Origin of the sequence: Nostoc sp. MG11 (genome assembly GCF_014904695.1) — a bacterium.
Classification (GTDB): domain Bacteria; phylum Cyanobacteriota; class Cyanobacteriia; order Cyanobacteriales; family Nostocaceae; genus Komarekiella.
Genome location: NZ_JACXXN010000009.1, coordinates 17895 through 32407 on the forward strand (window position 1 = coordinate 17895; position 14513 = coordinate 32407).

19 protein-coding genes are annotated in these 14513 nt (G+C 42.1%); 9 read left to right on the forward strand and 10 right to left on the reverse strand.

Going from position 1 to position 14513, the window contains the following annotated elements; genetic code table 11:
• Positions 1 to 47 precede the first annotated feature (47 nt).
• Entirely contained in the window at positions 48 to 611 is a 564-nt protein-coding gene (locus HCR01_RS15280) for a Uma2 family endonuclease (RefSeq protein WP_193197012.1), read from the reverse strand.
• 430 nt (positions 612 to 1041) lie between these two features.
• On the opposite strand from HCR01_RS15280, the gene HCR01_RS15285 reads away from it, so the two are divergent.
• The 3 genes from HCR01_RS15285 (at position 1042) to dhaL (ending at position 3539) form a co-directional block, all read left to right on the forward strand.
• Positions 1042 to 1680: a peroxiredoxin gene (locus HCR01_RS15285; RefSeq protein WP_162398153.1), complete on the forward strand. Its 639-nt coding sequence runs from the start codon at positions 1042 to 1044 to the stop codon at positions 1678 to 1680.
• Positions 1681 to 1822: 142 nt separating this feature from the next.
• The gene (gene dhaK / locus HCR01_RS15290; protein WP_193197013.1) at positions 1823 to 2896 is read left to right on the forward strand and encodes a dihydroxyacetone kinase subunit DhaK; all 1074 of its coding nucleotides are present in this window, start codon (positions 1823 to 1825) and stop codon (positions 2894 to 2896) included.
• Position 2897: 1 nt separating this feature from the next.
• Positions 2898 to 3539, forward strand: a complete 642-nt coding sequence (gene dhaL, locus HCR01_RS15295; RefSeq protein ID WP_193197014.1) for a dihydroxyacetone kinase subunit DhaL — start codon at positions 2898 to 2900, stop codon at positions 3537 to 3539.
• 122 nt (positions 3540 to 3661) lie between these two features.
• Here dhaL and HCR01_RS15300 read toward each other — a convergent pair whose 3' ends face one another.
• Positions 3662 to 5605, reverse strand: coding sequence for a serine/threonine protein kinase (locus HCR01_RS15300; RefSeq protein WP_193197015.1), 1944 nt, complete (start codon positions 5603 to 5605; stop codon positions 3662 to 3664).
• 165 nt (positions 5606 to 5770) lie between these two features.
• Between HCR01_RS15300 and HCR01_RS15305 the strand changes: the two genes are divergently transcribed.
• Positions 5771 to 6259: a hypothetical protein gene (locus tag HCR01_RS15305; RefSeq protein ID WP_193197016.1), complete on the forward strand. Its 489-nt coding sequence runs from the start codon at positions 5771 to 5773 to the stop codon at positions 6257 to 6259.
• A gap of 136 nt (positions 6260 to 6395) precedes the next feature.
• On the opposite strand, the gene HCR01_RS15310 is transcribed toward HCR01_RS15305, so the two are convergent.
• Both HCR01_RS15310 and HCR01_RS38700 read right to left on the reverse strand, forming a co-directional pair.
• Entirely contained in the window at positions 6396 to 8159 is a 1764-nt protein-coding gene (locus HCR01_RS15310) for a dynamin family protein (RefSeq protein WP_226889364.1), read from the reverse strand.
• Positions 8117 to 8749: a dynamin family protein gene (locus HCR01_RS38700; protein WP_226889365.1), complete on the reverse strand. Its 633-nt coding sequence runs from the start codon at positions 8747 to 8749 to the stop codon at positions 8117 to 8119. The genes HCR01_RS15310 and HCR01_RS38700 overlap by 43 nt, the downstream gene beginning before the upstream one ends.
• A gap of 149 nt (positions 8750 to 8898) precedes the next feature.
• Here HCR01_RS38700 and HCR01_RS15315 point away from each other — a divergent pair, with 149 nt between their 5' ends.
• Together HCR01_RS15315 and HCR01_RS15320 are read left to right on the forward strand one after the other, a co-directional pair.
• Entirely contained in the window at positions 8899 to 9063 is a 165-nt protein-coding gene (locus tag HCR01_RS15315; protein ID WP_320073119.1) for a BrnT family toxin, read from the forward strand.
• Positions 9050 to 9346: a hypothetical protein gene (locus HCR01_RS15320; RefSeq protein ID WP_193197017.1), complete on the forward strand. Its 297-nt coding sequence runs from the start codon at positions 9050 to 9052 to the stop codon at positions 9344 to 9346. The genes HCR01_RS15315 and HCR01_RS15320 overlap by 14 nt, the downstream gene beginning before the upstream one ends.
• Positions 9347 to 9372: 26 nt before the next feature.
• On the opposite strand, the gene HCR01_RS15325 is transcribed toward HCR01_RS15320, so the two are convergent.
• Entirely contained in the window at positions 9373 to 9594 is a 222-nt protein-coding gene (locus HCR01_RS15325) for a type II toxin-antitoxin system HicA family toxin (RefSeq protein ID WP_193197018.1), read from the reverse strand.
• A complete protein-coding gene (locus tag HCR01_RS15330; protein ID WP_193197019.1) occupies positions 9584 to 9790 on the reverse strand; it encodes a type II toxin-antitoxin system HicB family antitoxin in 207 nt (68 codons plus the stop codon). Before HCR01_RS15330 ends, HCR01_RS15325 begins: the two co-directional genes overlap by 11 nt.
• A gap of 103 nt (positions 9791 to 9893) precedes the next feature.
• Between HCR01_RS15330 and HCR01_RS15335 the strand changes: the two genes are divergently transcribed.
• The 3 genes from HCR01_RS15335 (at position 9894) to HCR01_RS15345 (ending at position 11444) form a co-directional block, all read left to right on the forward strand.
• Positions 9894 to 10103, forward strand: coding sequence for a hypothetical protein (locus HCR01_RS15335; RefSeq protein WP_193197020.1), 210 nt, complete (start codon positions 9894 to 9896; stop codon positions 10101 to 10103).
• Positions 10100 to 10351 carry a type II toxin-antitoxin system RelE family toxin gene (locus tag HCR01_RS15340; protein ID WP_193197021.1) on the forward strand — a complete coding sequence of 84 codons (252 nt, stop codon included), beginning with the start codon at positions 10100 to 10102 and terminating at the stop codon, positions 10349 to 10351. The genes HCR01_RS15335 and HCR01_RS15340 overlap by 4 nt, the downstream gene beginning before the upstream one ends.
• Positions 10352 to 10448: 97 nt before the next feature.
• Positions 10449 to 11444, forward strand: a complete 996-nt coding sequence (locus tag HCR01_RS15345) for a YgfZ/GcvT domain-containing protein (RefSeq protein ID WP_193197022.1) — start codon at positions 10449 to 10451, stop codon at positions 11442 to 11444.
• A gap of 148 nt (positions 11445 to 11592) precedes the next feature.
• Here the strand turns inward: HCR01_RS15345 and HCR01_RS15350 are convergent, their stop codons facing one another.
• The 4 genes from HCR01_RS15350 to HCR01_RS39985 all read right to left on the reverse strand — a co-directional run bounded on the left by HCR01_RS15350 (position 11593) and on the right by HCR01_RS39985 (position 14440).
• Entirely contained in the window at positions 11593 to 12483 is an 891-nt protein-coding gene (locus tag HCR01_RS15350; protein ID WP_193197023.1) for a DUF5331 domain-containing protein, read from the reverse strand.
• A 221-nt stretch (positions 12484 to 12704) separates the two neighbouring features.
• Positions 12705 to 13037 carry a (2Fe-2S) ferredoxin domain-containing protein gene (locus tag HCR01_RS15355; RefSeq protein WP_193197024.1) on the reverse strand — a complete coding sequence of 111 codons (333 nt, stop codon included), beginning with the start codon at positions 13035 to 13037 and terminating at the stop codon, positions 12705 to 12707.
• A gap of 195 nt (positions 13038 to 13232) precedes the next feature.
• A complete protein-coding gene (locus HCR01_RS15360; RefSeq protein ID WP_193197025.1) occupies positions 13233 to 14207 on the reverse strand; it encodes a cysteine synthase A in 975 nt (324 codons plus the stop codon).
• Positions 14208 to 14308: 101 nt separating this feature from the next.
• Positions 14309 to 14440, reverse strand: a complete 132-nt coding sequence (locus HCR01_RS39985; RefSeq protein ID WP_264299910.1) for a hypothetical protein — start codon at positions 14438 to 14440, stop codon at positions 14309 to 14311.
• Positions 14441 to 14513: the final 73 nt, after the last annotated feature.

The following is a 14513-nucleotide window of genomic DNA, read 5'->3' on the forward strand; positions in this document are numbered from 1 at the left end:
TAAGCTTAGTTTTATTCAGCGATAATATTACATTTTGTCTGACATTTTTATACTTGTAACTCAAATCCAGGTAAGATATTTTCTCCATAAAGAATCGCTGGCATTTGAATCACTTCTACAGCTTTTCCTATTCGGTAAATCTCCACATTTGCATCTTGAGGATTAATCAGCCATCCCAAACGCAAACCATTTTCTATATACTCCTGCATTTTCTGTTGGATAGGTTTGAGTCGGTCTGTTTGTGAACGTAGTTCAATGGCAAAATCGGGTACAAGTGGCGGAAATTTTTGGCGCTGTTCTGGCGTTAAAACTTCCCATCTCTCTAATTTGACCCAAGCCGCATCAGGGGAACGTTTTGCACTATTTGGCAGGATAAAAATAGTTGAAGAACTAAAAACTTTGCCTAATTTAGTTTGACGATTCCAATTATTCAAGTCTGTAATTAGGTCTGCTTCTTGATTTCCGCTTTCTCCTCCTACTGGTGGCACAATGATTAATTCTCCTGCTGCATTCATTTCCAGGCTTAAATCACGATTGGCAAGACACAATTGATAAAATTGCTCATCACTTAAATGAGCTATCGGTTCTAGATTGAGGACAACAGTATTCATTAAACCTTTCCTCGTACCTTTTTTGCTAACGTTAGTTACCTTTAGTTAAAAGTTTAGCAGGAGAAAATTAAGCTCAACGATGTCAAAGTATTATTGACTCGTAAGCTATAGAAGCATTTTGACTGCAAACACCACCAAAAAAGTGCTGTTAGCGGTAGCGGGCGTTTAGCCCGTGCTGAGTCACGAATGAGTACTTTTACTCAGCACTACTAGTCTTTGTTACCCCTGAATGGACAAGTTCTGATTCCCCTTAACCGAAAGATGTTGAGCATCAAACTTGTCAAATATATTGGTTTCTCTGTCTGTATCAGAGAAAGCCGACAACTTAAAATTTTGTTTCAAACAGCTCAACTCCGATTGGGGAATCGGGGTTTTATGTCATGATGGCAAAGTAGAACACATAAGCCTTTTTAACTACAGGGAATCTCTCATGGCTCTCCGTCTAGGTGATACAGTACCCAACTTTACGCAAGCCTCTACACACGGCGACATCGATTTTTACGAATGGGCAGGTGACAGCTGGGTTGTGCTGTTCTCTCACCCCGCTGATTTTACACCTGTTTGCACTACAGAACTAGGCACAGTTGCCAAGCTAAAACCAGAATTTGACAAGCGCAACGTTAAAGCGATCGCACTCAGTGTTGATGATGTAGAATCCCACAAAGGATGGGTGGGAGATATCGAAGAAACTCAAAGCACCACTCTCAACTACCCAATTTTGGCAGATGCGGATCGCAAGGTTTCTGACCTTTACGATATGATCCACCCCAATGCTAATGCAGCTGTGACAGTGCGATCAGTTTTCGTTATCGACCCCAATAAGAAACTGCGTCTGAGTTTCACATACCCTCCCAGCACTGGACGCAACTTTGACGAACTTTTGCGAGTAATTGATTCTCTGCAATTGACCGATAATTACAGCGTGGCTACACCAGCTGACTGGAAAGACGGTGAGGATGTCGTAATTGTCCCCTCACTCAAAGATCCAGAAGTCCTCAAACAAAAATTTCCCAAAGGCTACGAGGAAATTAAACCCTATCTGCGGATGACTCCTCAGCCTAACAAGTAAATCTGAAAATGATTTATTGTATTAGACGCAAAGACGCCATGTAACTTGGCGTTTTTGCGTCTTTAGTATAAGAATAATGAAAAAGTCAAAGTAGCAATATTCCTTTATCTTGGTTTTACACCCTCAAAACCAGATCTAGACCATGAAAAAGCTGATCAATAAGCCAGAAGACTTTGTGCGGGAAAGTCTAGAAGGTATGGCGGCGGCTCATGCCGATTTAATTAAGGTAAACTATGACCCTACCTTTGTCTACCGAGCCACTGCACCTATACCAGGAAAAGTAGCAATTATTTCTGGCGGTGGTAGCGGTCACGAACCGATGCACGCTGGTTTTGTAGGCAAAGGAATGCTTGATGCTGCTTGTCCTGGCGAAGTTTTTACCTCACCCACACCTGACCAAATGCTGGAAGCCGCTAAGCAGGTAGATGGTGGGGCTGGTATCCTTTATATCGTCAAAAATTATAGCGGCGATGTCATGAACTTTGAAATGGCAACAGAGTTAGCCCGTGCTGAAGGGAACCGAGTTCTAAATATTCTAATTGATGACGATGTGGCAGTGAAAGACAGCCTGTATACACAAGGACGCCGGGGTGTAGGAATAACGATATTGGCAGAAAAAATTTGTGGAGCGGCGGCGGAGCAAGGGTATGATTTAACACAAATAGCAGATTTATGCCGTCGAGTGAATCTGCATGGACGGAGCATGGGAATTGCCTTGACTTCATGTACAGTGCCAGCTAAAGGCTCGCCGACATTTGAATTGAGCGATCGCGAAATCGAATTGGGTATCGGTATTCACGGTGAGCCAGGCAGGCAGCGCACAGAACTAAAACCAGTAGATGAGATTACAGAGATTTTAACGCGCTCAATAATTGAGGATGCAGCCTACAGCCGCACAGTGCGCGAGTGGCATGAAGATAAAGGAGAATGGGTAGATGTGGAACTGATTAATCCGCCATTCCAAAAAGGCGATCGCCTGCTAGCTTTTGTCAACAGTATGGGTGGAACTCCTCTTTCGGAACTGTATATTGTCTACCGCAAACTAGCCGAAATCTGCGAACAGCAAGGATTGCAAATTGTGCGAAACTTGATTGGGCCTTACATTACATCTCTGGAAATGCAAGGTTGCTCAATTACCCTGCTGAAGTTGGATGATGAGATGATTAGGCTGTGGGATGCACCAGTAAAAACGCCGAGTTGGCACTGGGGGGCTTAACATGGTGAATCAGGCGCAGATTTTACAATGGTTGCAGTCCTTTGCAACCGAGATCGAGCAGAATAAAGAATATTTGACAGAATTAGATGCTGCGATCGGTGATGCTGATCATGGGATTAATATGGATCGCGGTTTTAAAAAGGTAAGCAGTCAGTTACCGAGTCTTGCAGATCAGGACATCAGCAGCATTTTGAAAACAGTAAGCATGACTTTGATTTCTTCTATTGGTGGTGCTAGTGGCCCTCTATATGGCACTTGGTTTTTGCGAGCAAGTACAGCAGTAGCAGGTAAACAAGAATTGACAGAGCAAGATTTGCTAAAACTACTCCAGGCTGGTTTAGACGGTGTGCTAGGGCGTGGCAAAGCCCAACTGGGAGACAAGACAATGGTGGATGTGCTATCTCCATCTGTGGCGGCTTTTGAGCAAGCTATAGGAGAGGGTAAGAAGACACTAGAAGCTTTGAATACGGCTGTAGTAGCTGCTGAACAAGGGTTGCATAAAACCACGCCAATGCTAGCAAAAAAGGGGCGAGCCAGCTATCTTGGCGATCGCAGTATCGGACATCAAGATCCAGGAGGGACTTCTGCTTATTTGATGTTGAAAAGTTTTTTGGAAGTGCTGGAAGGTTCTGAAGGGTTCTAAATATTACCAATTTAAAAAAAGAATGTGACACATAGGCCATGTAGAGACGTTGCAATACAACGTCTCTACCAAAGGATTTGTTGCAATCATTAATTGAATCGGTATTATTTACGCCTATCTGCTTACAATTCACTTTTAGGTTTTTCTGTGTTGTCGGGACTTTCTGGAGTTAAAAATTTGTCAGTATTAAAAAATCCTTGTTGAGGATTATCAAATTTAGGTCTTTCCTGTTGGGAGTTCTCCTGATTATCTACTTTAGGGAGTGCCTGTTTTACAAGATTTTCGGCTGCTTGTCTAAACATGGGTTCTAATTTATTTCGCCAGTATTGAGTATTAGGCAACTTTTCTGGATGGTTTTTATAATCTAAGACTTTATCCCATTGACCGTCTTCCAGCGCTTTGTTGATATCATTAGATAAAGCTTCAGCTTTAGCCCAATCTTCTTTCCACTGAGCAATCATTTTACCTGTTTCTTTAATACTAGAAACCGTATTTGCCGGAATAGATCGCAGAAGTGCGATCGCACCTTGCAAGTCTCCAGATTCATACTTCTGTCTTGCTTGTTCTATAATCTTGGTACTATTACCATTAGGCTGTGATTGATCTGATGTTTCATCGGAAGTTGACCTGTCCGATTTTTCTGGTAATGGCGTTGCGACATCACGAGATTTTGGCCTTGGCTTGGGAATTGGTCGAATAGCAATCAGAGTATTATCATCTACTGTCTTAATTGCCATGCCTTTGTCGCGTAGACAAGAAACCCATTGGTCATTATTAGCTATTACATCCGAGTGCGCCCAAGCTAAACGACCAGAATTAAGCTTAACTTCTATCCATCCCCGTTTTGTCCGCTTGCCAGTAACTTCAAACTTGGCATCTTGAGCAACAGTTCGCACAATATTATCAGAATTTATCGAACTAGGTTCAGAACGAATATTAGAGTTTTCCACAACAACAGCTAAGCAATTGTTTGCCAAAGCGGTATCATTACCCGTGAAATTGGCAGCTAAGTTTTTCACATTTGGATACACGTTTGCTACCAAAGCCGCTGCACCACCTGCCAAAAATATACCAATTAATAGCGGCCATGGGTCGGGCGAATCTTTGCGAGCAGGTTTAGCGGGTGCAGGATTTGCTGGTGCAACTGCGACAGTTTGCTGGCGAGATACTTGAGGTAAAGATTTGGTTTCTTGGTAACTATAATTTGTGGCGGATGCTTGAGGTATGGAAAGTGCAGGCACAAGATTAATCGCGTCTTGACACGCTTGCAGTGCTTCCGTTGCGTTTTGGTAGCGGTCTTTGAAGTGATAACGCACCATCTTGTTTAAGACTGCTGCCAAACGGTAGTTTACAGGTACTAAATGCTGCCAGAGGATCTCACCCGTCTCAGGGTCTTCTTGCAACTCTGTTGGCGATAATCCTGTTAATGCTTGAATAGCTATAATGCCAAGAGAATAGATATCACTGTTGGGGCGGGGTTTGCCTTGCCCTTGTTCCGTAGGCATATACCCAGGAGTGCCAATAACTACTGTAGCAGTAGCTTGCCCACCAGCTGCGACTATTGATGTACGCAGTTGCTTCACTGCGCCAAAGTCCACTAAAACTAATTTCTGATCAGAGGCGCGACGGATGATATTATCTGGTTTGATGTCGCGGTGGATCACGCCTTGGCGGTGGACAAAATCTAGAATGCCCAGAACTTCCTGTAACAGTTCAATTACTTGGCTTTCACTCCAGCGCTTACCAGGTATGAGTTCTTCAGTTAGAGTATGCCCTTCAATATATTCTTGGACTAAATAGAACTCTTGGTTTTCGTCAAAGTAAGCCAGAAGTCGGGGTATCCGGTCATGGTTCCCCAAGTGTTCTAAGGATTCAGCTTCACTATTAAACAGACGCTTAGCAGTTTCAAAAACTCTGGGGTCGGAACTTGCAGGTTTAAGATGCTTAACAACACAGATAGGATTACCTGGCCGCCTGGTATCTTGGGCAATGTAGGTTTGACCAAATCCTCCCGTCGCCAGGACTCGAATTACTTGGTAACGATGGTCTAGTAGCTTGCCTATCATATTCCTCTCCCCAGAGTTATTACCTAATTTTCCAGCTGGTAATAAATATCTCCAAATTTTCTTCAATGAAATCCGCTATCTTGAGAAAAGATTTAGATTAAAAACGCAGCTTTTTAATAAACGCAGACTAGATTATTTTTCTTTTAGTGCCCCTGTTTATTACCAATGCCACCCAGAATCACAAACCCAGTTGCATGGCAGCAGGCTGAAATCCTCATGCAACCTGCTTTCATTCGCGTTGTCGATAATCTTCGCAAGTTGCTTGATGCATCTAACTGGACGGGAACCTACCACGACGTACTAATTTGGCCGCCTAACACCACTGATGAGCTAAAAGCATTGGTGACTCGTCTGTTGCAAGAGATGGAAACTGCAACACCAGAAGAAGCAGAAAACATCAAAGAGACTCTTGCTCCTCTGCCTATGCCCCATCCAGGATATCATTTACGTTTGCAGCGTCAAGGGCAAGAGGTCAGTATCGATTTGTGGGAACTGTGTTATCAAGTGTGTTTTCTTGAGTATGACCCGGATAATGAAGCGGTTAATATCGATACTAGTTTAATGGATGAGTTTGGTGAAGTGGATTGGCAGCGTTTGGATGCTAAGGCTAAGGAGTTAGTTGAGCAAGCGTTTGCAAGTTTACCAGAGAGTTAATAAGTGCTGATTGCTGAGTTGGTTAATATACAGCATGGTTGCAGAATAGAATTCATTCTGAAGCTACATGAACGAAGCCCACTTCCGTGGGCTTTGAGGTAAAAGGGGCGATCGCTTTTTTAAGCTATGTTATTGCTTATCTAATTCCTTTCATTGGCTTCCAATTATCCAAAGATGCTTGAATAGGAACCAATTCGCTCAAATATTCATTAAGCTTTGCTTTCTGGACTTCAAGGGTTGCAAGAATTTGCACCTTCTCAACCTCTCTAGTTTCCCGTTCTCTTAGTACAAGGTCAAACTGCTCTTGAAACCTATTCATGTATTCATTAATTTGCTGTTCTGCATCTCTAAAGTCTTTCGATACCTGTTTATCAATAACTCTCTCTAGTAGATATTGGTTTCTTAAAACTTGCTCATCTATCTTTTGCTGAATTAATCTTGCTGTTTCTTTTAAGTCAATGTCGTAAACATCTCCTTTAATTGGAACATCAACATAATAATCAGGTTGACAGCAAGTACCGCTTCTCTTTTCTGGAGTTTTTCCGATAATGACATCTTGCTGATGTTGAATTACTGCATCAATACCTTTAAACTTAAATTTTGGAAATTGAATCGTGTTAATATTAAGTTCAACCTCTAAAGTTTTTCCCAGATAATCAGACAAATCATTTGATATCGATTGAATATCTTCTTGTATTATTTGTACTAATTCCTCTCTGATTATTGTTCCGTCTCTAACTAATCTATCTTGCGTTTCTAACCACAATTTTTGAATATGCGGAGCACAAAATTCATTAATTGTTAATTTAATGGTTTCAGCATCTTTTTTAGACTTAACTCTAATTTTATACGGATCGGCAATTTTTGTTTGATCTATTTCCACAAAGGAATCTTTGCTATCCAAATATTCTGGAAAAGACTTGCTCAAAGAACTGAGTAACGATTCTCCTACTTTAATACCTACTCTAAATATTTTACTTAAACCTCTTAAAGCAGGAAAAAATTCCAGTATACCTTCACTAAACTCCTCTATAATTCCTCCCATGTTATCTGTATTAGATTCCTGCATTTTAATATTTTGATAATTATTTTGAAATTCGATTGTTTGATATTTGGCAGACCTAGAGTGAGCAATCTGATCAATTTCTTTTTGAATATTAGCTTTAGCACCCTCAGCGAACATATTAATTCCTTTGCTAAATCCCTTCATTAACTTCTGTTTTTGTTGCTCTACAGAGTTTTTTACCTCTTCAACCTTTTGTTTAGCCGAATCAGCGCGTCCCCTGTAGTCTTCTACTTTTTGTTTAAGGCTCTCAATCTCCATTTCCCAACCAATGAACCGTGTATTCAGACTATCCTCTATTGCCAGACCTGCCTTAATAAGGCTTGCCAAAACATCACTTAGAAGATTCCAGCCAGAGTTTTGAACTACAGTTTGAATCACTGATTCTTCAATAGTAGGAATCAAACTATCTTTTAAAGATAGTGGTGCAATTTTCTTTGGAGCAGGGGTTACAAGGTCGCCTTCCTCATTTTCTACAGCATACTTAGCACTAAAGAATCTTTTGAAGTTTTTTAAATGGCTATCGTTAGCTGTACCTTGCTGGATTAATTTAGCTAAAAGTCCTTGCCATGCACTCGTAGGGTAAATTATGGGATCTGGAATGCCAAATCCTATCAAAGCCTGTGTCAAATCTGCTATTACATCATCAATAGCTCGATCTCCTTCTGCTTTTCGATCAACCTTGTTGAGAATGAAGTAGATTTTACCGGTATTCTTTGCGAGAAATTCTCCACGCTGCGCTATCAACTCTTGAAGCAACTCTGAATTAGTGTTGTCTTTGAAGGATGAGTAATCTAAAACAAATAAAATAGCATCACATGTTCGCAGCGCTTCCAAAGCTGTTTGCTTGAGTGCAACTGTACTAAACCTGCTGATTCCCACTCGTTGGGGCCTGGAGTGTCAACTAAGGTAAAACCAGTTAGTGATGACAGTTTGCTGATCGCTTCTATAGGATGCTCTAGTTCAAAGCGTGTGGTGTTGTCATGATTAGCTGTAGCTCGAAGCTTGTGAGTGTGATCTAGAAATTTTTGCCGAATCAGACCAGAGTCACCCTCGGCAATAACAACAGGTTTCTTTTGCCCCTGCCGATACTCCAGCAGTCTTGGTATGGCCTTAGCATCAATTGGTCGGATATCGGTACGACAGACTGTACAGGCTTCTGCTTCACTTGCTAGAACATCAGCACCAATCACGGCATTCAGAAAGGTACTCTTGCCAGCTTTCATCGCTGCAATGACAGCCACCTGATACTTTTGCTCTTTCAATGCGTGTAGGGCTTTGTTGATCTCAACCTCGACACTCTGCAAACCTTTAGTTTCGTCTCCTTCACTGAGGCGACTTTGGTGAATTTCTTGAAGGTACTGTAAGAGATGTGTGCCAGCGTTGTAGATGCTGTCATGTGCTGCCTGAAACTGTTCAGAAGACATAATTACGTAAGTGTTGAGGTAAAGATTAGCTAAAGCACGTATAGCTTAGATGACTAATCAAAAGATTGGCGTCAGTGATTGCACTGCTACGTTAAAAGCGATCGCATCTCATCCTCTAATCAACAAACCTTCTAGCTACTCGCATCCAAGTGGGTGATGCTACTGCTAATAATCAACAGCGTGATTTCATTTTGGGCTATTCTCTTTCTCAACGCTTATTACTCGTAGTTTATCTAGAACGTGGTAGTAGAACACGCATTATATCCGCTCGTCCAGCTACTCGCACAGAAAGAAAGCTATATGAACAAGCCTGATGAAAAACTCGAACTACATTTAAAACCTCGTGATACAGAAACAGTATCAATAAAGATACCAACAGATACATTAGAATCGCTCAAAAAAGTCGCAGCTAATCGAGATATGTCACTTGAAGCATTACTCAAATTTTACATTGGGCAGAGTTTGCGGCAAGACTTAGCTAAATTATTCTCTGAGCGCGTGCTTGAATCAACCGCTCAAGTATTAGCACGGCATATTCAATCAGAAGAAGAAATTTTAACAATCATTCAAGAAATTCAAGCTGAAATAAGTCTTTAGTTAATTACAGTAAAGAGCGATCGCATTTACAAACTGTCAAACTCTTCTACACTTATGCCAATTTGTCTTAAAATGCTGCTAAGTGTACCAATCGTGACTTCTCGATGACGAGGCACAATTGCAGTACGGGTTCCTTCATCGGTAGATTTGGCAAACTTTACGTGACTACCTTTTTGGCTAACTTCCTCAAAGCCTGCTGCCTCTAATCTACGCTTCACTTCACGATAAGGTAATGGTTTAAGCGACACCTATTTCTACCTGAAGTGTCTTAATTTGAGGAATAATAGTAGCTACTGGTGATTCAAAATGCAATGACAAAGCTTCCTCAAGATTAGCCAATGCCTCAGTTTCAGTCTCGCCTTGGCTAGCAATATCAATCTCTAAACACTGTGCCACAAACCAATTACCTTCTTGCCACACACTCGCGCTAAAAGCTCTTTTCATAACTTTTTTAACTTTTGTCATTATCTTCTGATTTTATTACATATATGGAAGTTGAGATAATACGTACGCTACTATCAAGAAAAATTAAGTAACTAAAATATATATGGCTGAAATGAACTTAGACGAGATTAAACTTAAGGAACTATTGAAAACAGCAATTATTGAAGTACTTCAAGAGCAAAAAGAGATGTTTTCTGATTTATTGACACAAATCATGGAAGATATAGCTTTAGAAAGAGCTATCAAGGAAGGTGAAAATACTGAAGCTGTCAGCCGCGAAGCTATTTTCAAAGTTTTGGACAGTCAAGAATGAACGCAGAGTTCAGAAAAAGCTTTGAGAAAGATTTAAAAAATATTCGGAACGAAGCTTTGCTTCAAAGGATTAAGACGGCTATTGAAGAAGTAGAGAACGTTGAAAATCTGGCGGATGTAGGTAGTATTAAAAAACTCAAAGCTGATTGTGACTATTATCTCATCAGAATTGGTATTGCTGTGTACGAAGATGCGGTAATTTTTGTAAGGGTATTGCACAGAAAAGATGTTTACAAATACTTTCCGTAATTTCGCCCTTTCCGCCCCTATGTCATTGAAGCCGCAAACTCTTATTTGCTAAGATTTCCAGTGCAACAACATTGAAACAGGGCAACTCTTCATCATCATGCCAACATCTACAATTGACGGTAAAGACGCAGCAGCTATCGAAGCCGCAAGAGTTGGGGTTGCTGTATGCGATCGCTCTCACTGGGGACGCATCAAAGTAGCTGGCGATGATCGCCTCAACTTTTTGCATAATCAAAGTACTAACAATTTCCAAATACTCAAGCCAGGACAAGGTTGTGATACTGTTTTCGTCACTTCCACGGCCAGGACAATTGATCTAGCAACCGCCTACGTTAGAGAAGATGCGGTAATCTTGCTAGTTTCACCTAACCGCCGCCAGTTTTTGATGGAATGGCTGGATAAATATATTTTCTTTACCGATAAGGTGGAATTATCTGATATTACAGAATACACCAACACCTTCAGCCTCATCGGCCCAGGAAGCGATGCTGTTATGGAAAAGTTGGATATTGGTGAGCTAATTGGACAACCTTACGCTAGTCACCAAGTATATACAATTCCTCCCGCTGAGGGTGTACGAATCGCTGTCGGTAGCGGGTTAGCGGCTCCGGGATACACCTTTACTTTCCCCTATACTGATAAAGCCACAGTGTGGAACAAACTGTTAGAGGCGGGGGCGGTAGAAATGAGCGATCGCGCTTGGGATGCATTGCGAATCTTAGAAGGACGCCCATTTCCCGATTCTGAATTGACTGATGATTACAACCCTTTGGAAGTTGGTTTGTGGCAGACTATTTCTTTTAACAAGGGTTGCTACATCGGGCAAGAAACCATCGCTCGGTTAAACACATACAAAGGTGTAAAACAACACCTCTGGGGTATCCGCCTCAGTGCTCCTGCTGAAGTTGGAAGTGCGATCGCCGTTGGAGACGAAAAAGTCGGCAAACTTACCAGTTACACAGAAACCGCTGATGGTTACTTTGGACTGGGTTACATCCGCACCAAAGCCGGTGGCGTTGGTTTAAAAGTTCAAGTGGGAGAAACTGAGGGCGAAATAGTCGTAATCCCCTTTGTTTCTCACGAATACCCATAGTTTGCATCGTTGCAGGATGAATAGAGTCAGTAGACACTCAATTTCCACCTGTCGGTTAAAAGGGAAAGGCTGAAATTCACTCCTTACCCTTTAACCTTTGCCCAGACTACAAAGGAGATTCATAGTGCTTATAGGCGAAAGTATTAACTCAATCCCTTCCAGTGCCTTGACAAAACTCATCTACCCACGAGGCTAGACTACGGGCATTAGTGTTGAGTGATAAATTAAGTTTTTTCTTAACGTCTTGTAGTTGTATATTCAGATGTTTGCCATTACGAGGAATCTCGGTGGTAATTGCCAGTGATGGTACTGAAGGTAGCCGCCCAAGGGGTCGTACTGTGCCATTACCGGAACCCTCAGCAGCCAATGCTAAAGAGGGCATGGTTTTGGCTTTGCGGGGAACCTCAGTGGTAATTGTTAGCGATGTCGCTGAAGAGAGCATCTCAAGTTGCAATCGCGCTTGTTTTTCACGTAGTAAAGCGGCTGGTGACTTGGCAGGAGGCTCAGGTGCAATCTTAGTAGCAGTTGCGATCGCTGGTACAGGTTTGTGTGTGCGAGCCACTTCCGTAGTAACTGTAAACAATGGTATTAACTTGTGTGTGCGTAGTAGATCTGATGGCAGCTTTTGGGAGTCTGACGTCTTGGCAATAGGCTGGGGAGCTATCTTAGTAGCAGTTGTAACAAATGGCATAGCTTTGCTCTCCTCTAAACCTATATCCTCTGAAGATGTGTAATCAACCTGATTTGCAGCCACAGAATGCTCTAATTTTATTAAACTTAACTCTTCATCGGGATTGAAGTTGAGGCCTAAAGCTGCAACTATTTTGTCAGGATTATTACTTAGCTCAGAGAGAAAAGTAAGTATCTCATCAAACTGGGGCTCCAAAACAGACAGCGTTGCCAAAATAAAACCAGATAAAGGACGCCGCACACCATCGTAAGTGCCCCAAATTCGCATTTTGGCAAGCCAGGGACAATTTTGCTCGTAGTAACTTAGCCACTTCTGTTTCAAGGATTGACGTAGCAGCTGGATGTTCATTGGATGCCTCGCTTCAGTCAACAAGAGTGCAGACCTGTATGATTTTAATTAGGTTTATCCGGCATTGCTGAATTGAAGTATGAAATTTAAAAACTTAATATCTTAAACTCTTACTCTCTGCGCCTCTGTCTTGAAAAGTTCTGTTCGCCGGAAGCCGGCGCTCAGACTTTCCGCTGCGTCTCTGCGTGAGATAAATTCATACCTGGATTCAGCAACGCCGTTTATCCTTGTGGATGAAATCGATAATAAAGCATCTGTTTGACTCTTTTACCACTTCGTAAATGTTGTTCTACCAGTAAAGGTACTTCATTGGGTTGAACGCCGCTATACCAAACCATGTCGGGTAATGTCAGTACCATCGGGCCATTACCGCATTGTCCCAAACAACTGCTAGCACTCACCGTCACTTCCGGGACTGGTAAAGCCGCAAAAGCTTCTAATACCTTGGCTGCGCCTTGCTTTTTACAAGTGCGATTTTGGCATACTCGCACGCATTTAGGAGAAGAGGGTTGGTCTATTGTGGGGAAGTTTGATGATTGAGTTATGTTTGTCATTTGTTCTTTATTGCTAGAACTTATGCACACTCTACGAATTATTGGCGATTTTCTCTGTGAAACGCTGCTTTGTCGCTTGCTTCCACTAAGGAGTAGGCGGTATGCCTCCGGCACGCTACGCGAACAATAAATTAAATTTCTAGCGATTTTTGCGTAAGTCCTTCTTGCTCATAACTAATGACGAATGACTAATGACTAATCTACTGACAGTCCTTTAGAGGTAAGCCATTCGCGGTTAAATATCCGCGACTGATACCGGGAACCACTATCACATAAGATGGTAACGATGGTATGTCCTGGGCCCAATTGCTTAGCTAGGGCAACAGCTGCACCAACATTAATACCTGTGGAACCACCCATTAACAGCCCATCTTTTCGTAGTAGCTGATAAACTACCCGCAATGCTTCTGTATCATCTATCTGGATGGCATCATCAGCGGGTGCGCCTTCCATATTGGCTGTGACGCGACTGTTACCAATACCTTCGGTGATGGAACTTCCTTCGATCTTGATTTCACCAGTTTTGATATAGCTATAAAGTCCGCTACCCAGCGGATCGGCAACAATGCATTTAATCGCTGGATTTTGTTCTTTAAAGTACAACGCCACACCAGCAAAAGTACCGCCAGTACCAGTTGCAGCTACCCACCCATCAATTTTACCATCTGTCTGCGCCCAAATTTCCGTCCCTGTGGTTTCGTAGTGGGCGCGGCGGTTGGCTAAATTATCAAACTGATTTGCCCAAATGGCATTTTCCAACTCAGCAGCTATTCTGCCAGATAGCCTGACGTAGTTGTTGGGGTCTTTGTAGGGTACAGCGGGGACGGGGCGAACTTCTGCCCCTAACGCTGTCAGTGCGTCTATCTTTTCTTGTGATTGGGTATCAGGAATAATAATTAGGCATTTGTAGCCTTTGGCGTTGCATATATGTGCTAGTCCAATGCCAGTATTACCAGCAGTTCCTTCTACGACAGTACCACCAGGTTTAAGTAGACCTTTCTCTTCTGCATCTTTGATAATGTAAAGTGCGGCCCGGTCTTTGACGGAACCACCAGGATTCAGAAATTCTGCTTTACCGAGGATTTCGCAACCTGTTTCTTCACTGAAGCTGTTTAAGCGAATCAGAGGTGTGTTACCAATAGTGCCTACAAAGCCATTTTTGATATCCATTTTGAATTTACCTAACGCCTAACGTGAGTATCTATAAAAATTTTGGCTTATAGTGGTGGCAAGATAACGATCGCCTTCCATTCTTTAGGCAAGTGCGATCGCTACCATACCTGACTCAAATTTAGAATAAACTTTAGAATAAACCCTGGCAATATGCGATCGCCCCTGGCGGTAGCAAGATTTGCTAGATATTTCTCTGACACATCAGGATGATTTTTTAGCTTTGTCAGCAATACAATACTGCTTACTTAGACGTGAGCTAATATACAAAAAGACTAACTAATAAGTACTGATATTATTTTATTG

Coding starts and splice junctions, on each gene's coding strand:
- HCR01_RS15280 (WP_193197012.1), bottom strand. CDS start 611: ATGAATACTGTTGTCCTCAATCTAGAACCGATAGCTCATTTAAGTGAT.
- HCR01_RS15285 (WP_162398153.1), top strand. CDS start 1,042: ATGGCTCTCCGTCTAGGTGATACAGTACCCAACTTTACGCAAGCCTCT.
- dhaK (WP_193197013.1), top strand. CDS start 1,823: ATGAAAAAGCTGATCAATAAGCCAGAAGACTTTGTGCGGGAAAGTCTA.
- dhaL (WP_193197014.1), top strand. CDS start 2,898: ATGGTGAATCAGGCGCAGATTTTACAATGGTTGCAGTCCTTTGCAACC.
- HCR01_RS15300 (WP_193197015.1), bottom strand. CDS start 5,605: ATGATAGGCAAGCTACTAGACCATCGTTACCAAGTAATTCGAGTCCTG.
- HCR01_RS15305 (WP_193197016.1), top strand. CDS start 5,771: ATGCCACCCAGAATCACAAACCCAGTTGCATGGCAGCAGGCTGAAATC.
- HCR01_RS38700 (WP_226889365.1), bottom strand. CDS start 8,749: ATGTCTTCTGAACAGTTTCAGGCAGCACATGACAGCATCTACAACGCT.
- HCR01_RS15320 (WP_193197017.1), top strand. CDS start 9,050: ATGAACAAGCCTGATGAAAAACTCGAACTACATTTAAAACCTCGTGAT.
- HCR01_RS15330 (WP_193197019.1), bottom strand. CDS start 9,790: ATGAAAAGAGCTTTTAGCGCGAGTGTGTGGCAAGAAGGTAATTGGTTT.
- HCR01_RS15335 (WP_193197020.1), top strand. CDS start 9,894: ATGGCTGAAATGAACTTAGACGAGATTAAACTTAAGGAACTATTGAAA.
- HCR01_RS15340 (WP_193197021.1), top strand. CDS start 10,100: ATGAACGCAGAGTTCAGAAAAAGCTTTGAGAAAGATTTAAAAAATATT.
- HCR01_RS15345 (WP_193197022.1), top strand. CDS start 10,449: ATGCCAACATCTACAATTGACGGTAAAGACGCAGCAGCTATCGAAGCC.
- HCR01_RS15350 (WP_193197023.1), bottom strand. CDS start 12,483: ATGAACATCCAGCTGCTACGTCAATCCTTGAAACAGAAGTGGCTAAGT.
- HCR01_RS15355 (WP_193197024.1), bottom strand. CDS start 13,037: ATGACAAACATAACTCAATCATCAAACTTCCCCACAATAGACCAACCC.
- HCR01_RS15360 (WP_193197025.1), bottom strand. CDS start 14,207: ATGGATATCAAAAATGGCTTTGTAGGCACTATTGGTAACACACCTCTG.